We start from the raw sequence: 4963 nt of genomic DNA, 5'->3' as shown, positions 1-4963 counted from the left end.
CAGGAGACCCTGGGCGGCGCGCTCGCGGTCGCCCAGGGGCTGCCGGCGGATCTGGCCGACGCGGTGCGGCACGCCGCCGGGGTCGCGTTCACCGACGGGCTGCACCTGGCCGCGTACGCCGCCATGGCGGTGATGTTGCTGGGGGCGGTCACCGCGCTTGTCGCGCTGCGCGGCGTCCGACCGGCCGACTCGACGGCGCTGACCGCCGAGCCGACCGGTCCGGTCGACACGTCGTTGTCGTCGATCAGTCGGTGAGCACGTGCGCGAGCCGGTCGCGGAAACGCCGCTCGGAGTCACTTACCGACTCGCCGCCGATGCCCAGCAGCCCACCGCTGGACGCGGCGCCCACCACCTGCTCGGCGATCTTCACGAGCCAGTGCTTGTACGCGCCGGCCTCACCCTCGTCGACCCGGCTGGCCAGCAGCTCGGCGGCCTGGCCGGCCCGCAGCAGCACGTCGTCGATGTACGCCCCGGGGTCGGCGGGCGCGATGGCCGGCAACTCCTCACCGGTGTCCGGGTCACCGACCCGGGTGACGATCTCACCGGCCACGGCGGCGACCAGGGGGCTGGCCGACTCCCGGCCGGCGGCGATGGTCTCCAGCCCGGCCGCGTTCTCCGCCATGGTCCGGCGGGTGCCGTCGGACTCGGCGGCGCTCGCCGCGGTCAGAACCGACTGCGGCAGGCCGACCAACAGCCCCCACTCCCCGTCGGAGAAACCGAACCCGGTGTACGCCGGCTGCTCGATCACGGCAACGCCCCTTCCGCCCTGCTCTGCTTGTCAATCGGTGCTCTGCTTGGTCGATCCACCGGGCCCGACACCGGTGCCCGGGTCAGGCTAGTCCAGCGTCAGCAGGCCCTGTTCGGACACCACGCGCACCGACAGCGTCTTGTACCCGACCTCATCGAAGAGAACCGTCATCTTGTCCTCCTCGTACGAGAGCACCAGGCCGGACCCCCACTCCGGGTGACGCACCTGGCTGTGCACCGGGAACGGCCCGACCGCGCCCTGGTCGGCCACGCTGGTGCCGTTGTGGCAGTTGTCGCAGTGGCCGCAGACCTGCGTCATCTGCTCGCCGAAGTAGGCCAGCAGGGTCTGCCCCCGGCAGGCGGTGGTTTCGGCGAAGGCCCGCATCATGTCGGTGCGGGACCGGGTCACGGTCTGCTGGCGCTCCGCCTCGGCCAGCGCCGCCGCGGCGGCGTCGGTCGGGGTGGGGGAGTAACGGGGTGCGCCGATGCGCTGCCGGGCGCGCGGCTCGGCCGCCCCGACCTGCTCCAGCAGGGAGAGGTACTGGCCCAGCTTGCGCGGCCCGAGGCCGGTGGTCTCGCGCAGCTCGGTCTTGGTGGCCGGCTTGCGGCGCAGCAGCGCGGCGAGGTCGCGCAGCTCGTCGACGTCGGGCAGGCCGCCGCTGAAGAACCGTTGCAGGCCCACGTCCTCGGCCTGCCACAGCAGCAGCACCCGGGCCGGTTGCCCGTCGCGGCCGGCCCGGCCGATCTCCTGGAAGTAGCTGTCCGGCGAGTCGGGCAGCGCCATGTGCACCACCCAGGCGATGTTCGGCTTGTCGATGCCCATGCCGAACGCCGAGGTCGCCACCATGATGGGGACCTGGTCGGCGAGGAACGCCTCGTGCAGTTCGTGGCGTGCGCCGGCCGCCATCCCACCGTGGTAGCACTGCGCCGGGTAGCCGGCGTCGGTCAACCGGGTGGCCAACTCCTCGGCGGCGCGACGGGTCGGCACGTAGATGATCCCGGGCCGCTGGTCGTCGCTCAGCAGCGCGATCAGCCGCCGCCACCGGTAGTCCTCGGTGGGGCAGTGCGCGACCTCGACGAACAGGTTCGGCCGGTCCAGCCCGGAGACCACCACCTCCGGGTCGCGCAGCCGCAGGCGGGCGATGATGTCGTCGCGTACCGGAGGGGAGGCGGTGGCGGTCAGCGCGACCACCGGCGGTCGGCCGATGCCGTCGATGAGGTGCCCGAGCGCCAGGTAGTCGGGGCGGAAGTCGTGCCCCCACGCGGAGATGCAGTGCGCCTCGTCGATCGCCACCAGCGCCGGCTTCAGCGCGGCGACCTCGGCCATCCGCTCGGGGTTGCTGAGCTGCTCCGGGGTGATGAAGAGGAACTCGGCCCGGCCCTCGCGGATCTCGGTGATCGCCTCGGCCTGCTGGGTGGGCGACTCGTTCGAGCTGATCCGCACCGCCCGCAGCTCCGGGCGTTGCCGCTCGTTGAGCGAGGCGATCTGGTCCTGCTGGAGGGCCAGCAGTGGGGAGATCACCACGGTGGGGCCGGGTATCAGGCTGGCCGGGATCTGGTAGATCGCCGACTTGCCGGCACCGGTGGGCAACACCACAAGCGCGTCTCGCCGCTTCATCACCGCGCGCATGGCGGCCAGTTGGTTGGGCCGAAGCGCCTTCCAGCCGAAAAGGCTGCGGGCCGCGCGGCGCAACGTCATCGAGTGCGTGGACAGTTTCATCGAGGGCCGGAGGTACCCGAGCCCATGACCGCCGAAACGCATTCGGACGATCATGGGCTCGCCGATCGCCGACTCAGCGCAGCCGGGGCAGGACCTCGCGCTGGTAGAGGTCGAACAGGCCCTGGTAATGCGGGCCCGTGTTGGCCACGTAGACCTCGTCGAAGCCGGCCTTGGCGTACTTGTCGATCATCTCCAGGTGCGCGTCGGCGCTGTTGCCGCAGACGAACGCCTCCTTCAGCATCTCCGGCTTGACCAGCTCGGCGGCCTGCTCGAAGTGCCGCGGCGAGGGCAGCACCTGGGACAGCTCACCCGGCACCCCGGCGTTGGGCCAGCGCTCGTACGCGATGCGCAACCCCTCCTCCTCGCTGTCCGCGTACGCCGCCTTGAAGCCGGCCTGGCACGGCTTGTCGCCGCCGCCGTTCTCCCGGAAGCGCCGGACCATCTCGCCGTCGGGCATGGTGCTCACGTAGCCGTCGCCGATCCGGGCGGCCAGGTCGATGGACTTCGGCCCGAAGCCGGAGACGTAGATCGGCGGGGGAGTGTCGGGCAGCGTGTAGATCCGGGCCTGCTCCACCGTGTAGTGCTTGCCGTGGTGGCTGACGAAGTCGCCGCCCCACAGCGCGCGCAGCACCTCGACGGCCTCCTCCAGCATCTCCAGCCGGACGTCGGCCTGCGGCCAGGCGTCGCCGAAGATGTGTTCGTTGAGCGCCTCGCCGGTGCCGACGCCGAGCACGAACCGCCCGCCGTGCAGCACCGCGCTGGTCGCCGCCGCCTGCGCGATCACGGCCGGGTGGATCCGCAGGGTCGGGCAGGTCACCGCCGTGGTCACCCGCAGCGAGCAGACCTGGCTGAGCGCGCCGATCATCGACCAGACGAACGGGCTCTGGCCCTGTGCGTCCACCCAGGGGTGGTAGTGGTCGGAGATCCACAGCGCCTCGAACCCGGCCCGTTCGGCACCGCGCGCCTGCTCCAGCAACTCGGCCGGTGTGAACTCCTCACTGGACAGAAAGTATCCGATCTTCATGGCTTACCCCTTCGGCACGCGGACCCGCTGATGGGAGAGCCGTACCCCGGAGTCGCCCGGTCACACCGTTTCGCACCGTCGGCCGGGTCAGCGTCGACCGAACATCGCCCGGATCGCGGCGAGCAGCAGCAGGGCGCCGACCACCAGGCCGAGCAGGCGTACGCCGGGGATGTCGGCCGGGCTCGTCGCGTCGGCCAGCAGGACGGGATCCATCCCCGCACTCTCCCGGGGAGCGGGCCGCCAGGCAACTGTAAGGTTTATTGACTATTGAATCGCTCAGTGTGACCATGGCAGGACCGCCTGCCGGTGGCGGTGCGCCGAGGGCGCGCGAGAGATGGGGTACGGGGGCCGCATGAGCGAGCGCAACCAGCGGATCGACGGGGGCGCACCGTCGCCGGTGATCGAAATCGATCACTACGAGGGGGCGGAGTGACCACGACCAGCGGGCACCTCCCGGCGCTCGCCGCCGCCGTCCTGCAGCCCGGCTTCGTCGGCACCACCCCACCACCGTGGGTGTGCCGCTGGCTCGGCGAGGGTCTCGGCTCGGTGGTGCTCTTCGCCCGCAACGTCGTCGACACCGAGCAGGTGGCCGCGCTCACCGCGACGCTGCGGGCGGAACGGCCGGACGTCATCGTGGCGATCGACGAGGAGGCCGGTGACGTCACTCGGCTCGAGTCGGTGCACGGCAGCTCCCGGCCCGGCAACTTCGCCCTCGGCGCCGTCGACGACCCGGAGCTGACCGAGGCCGTCGCCCGGGACCTCGGCGCCGAGCTGGCCGCGGCGGGGGTGACCCTCAACTACGCCCCGGACGCCGACGTGAACTCCAACCCGGCGAACCCGGTGATCGGCGTCCGCTCCTTCGGCGCCGACCCGGTGCTGGTCGCGCGGCACACCGCCGCCTGGGTCCGCGGGCTCCAGGCCGGTGGCGTCGCGGCCTGCGCCAAACACTTCCCCGGGCACGGCGACACCCGGGTCGACTCCCACCACGACCTGCCCCGGATCACCGCCGACCGGGACCGGCTGGACGCCTGCGAGCTGGCCCCGTTCCGCGCCGCCGTGGCCGCCGGGGTGCAGGCGGTGATGACCGGCCACCTGCTGGTGCCGGCGCTCGACCCGCACCTGCCGGCGACGCTGAGCCAGCGCATCCTGGGTGGGTTGCTCCGCGACGAGATGGGCTTCTCCGGCGTGGTGGTCACCGACGCGGTGGAGATGCGCGCGGTCGCCGACCGGTACGGCTTCGCCGGGGCGACGGTCCGCGCCCTCGCCGCCGGGGCCGACGCCATCTGCATCGGTGGCGAACGGGCCGACGAGCAGGCCGCCCGCGAGCTGCGCGACGCCATCGTGGCCGCCGTCGTCTCCGGTGAGCTGCCCGAGGAACGCCTCGCCGAGGCCGCCAAGCGTGTCGGTCAACTCGCCGCCTGGACGGTGGCCGCCCGCAGCGCCGGCTCGACCGGAGCGCGCGGCGCCGCCGA

Annotated in this window: 5 protein-coding genes and 1 pseudogene; 2 read left to right on the top strand and 4 right to left on the bottom strand. The window is 72.5% G+C overall.

The window, feature by feature from the left end; translation table 11 throughout:
* Positions 1-255 (top strand): annotated as a pseudogene (locus PSH25_RS15565) (multidrug transporter); the annotation flags it as partial.
* Here the strand turns inward: PSH25_RS15565 and PSH25_RS15560 are convergent.
* The 4 genes from PSH25_RS15560 to PSH25_RS33685 all read right to left on the bottom strand — a co-directional run bounded on the left by PSH25_RS15560 (position 245) and on the right by PSH25_RS33685 (position 3704).
* Complete coding sequence (locus tag PSH25_RS15560) at positions 245-748, bottom strand: hypothetical protein (protein ID WP_238659771.1); 504 nt, start codon at positions 746-748, stop codon at positions 245-247. The pseudogene PSH25_RS15565 and the gene PSH25_RS15560 sit on opposite strands and share 11 nt — an antisense overlap.
* 87 nt (positions 749-835) lie before the next feature.
* On the bottom strand, positions 836-2467 hold the full coding sequence (locus tag PSH25_RS15555; RefSeq protein ID WP_238659770.1) for a RecQ family ATP-dependent DNA helicase: 1632 nt from the start codon (positions 2465-2467) through the stop codon (positions 836-838).
* A gap of 73 nt (positions 2468-2540) precedes the next feature.
* Positions 2541-3491 (bottom strand): TIGR03557 family F420-dependent LLM class oxidoreductase, encoded by a 951-nt coding sequence (locus PSH25_RS15550; RefSeq protein ID WP_238659769.1) that lies wholly within the window; start codon positions 3489-3491, stop codon positions 2541-2543.
* 87 nt (positions 3492-3578) lie between these two features.
* Positions 3579-3704, bottom strand: a complete 126-nt coding sequence (locus tag PSH25_RS33685) for a hypothetical protein (protein ID WP_255750123.1) — start codon at positions 3702-3704, stop codon at positions 3579-3581.
* A 216-nt stretch (positions 3705-3920) separates the two neighbouring features.
* Here PSH25_RS33685 and PSH25_RS15545 point away from each other — a divergent pair.
* Positions 3921-4963 (top strand): glycoside hydrolase family 3 protein (locus PSH25_RS15545; protein WP_238659768.1); only part of this gene is annotated, 1043 nt, incomplete at its 3' end.

The sequence above is a fragment of the Micromonospora foliorum genome (assembly GCF_022229015.1).
Classification (GTDB): Bacteria; Actinomycetota; Actinomycetes; order Mycobacteriales; family Micromonosporaceae; genus Micromonospora; species Micromonospora foliorum.
Note: the sequence above shows the minus strand (reverse complement) of the source record. Positions and strands in the feature narration are given on the sequence as shown.

Coding starts and splice junctions, on each gene's coding strand:
- PSH25_RS15550 (WP_238659769.1), bottom strand. CDS start 3,491: ATGAAGATCGGATACTTTCTGTCCAGTGAGGAGTTCACACCGGCCGAG.
- PSH25_RS33685 (WP_255750123.1), bottom strand. CDS start 3,704: ATGGATCCCGTCCTGCTGGCCGACGCGACGAGCCCGGCCGACATCCCC.
- PSH25_RS15555 (WP_238659770.1), bottom strand. CDS start 2,467: ATGAAACTGTCCACGCACTCGATGACGTTGCGCCGCGCGGCCCGCAGC.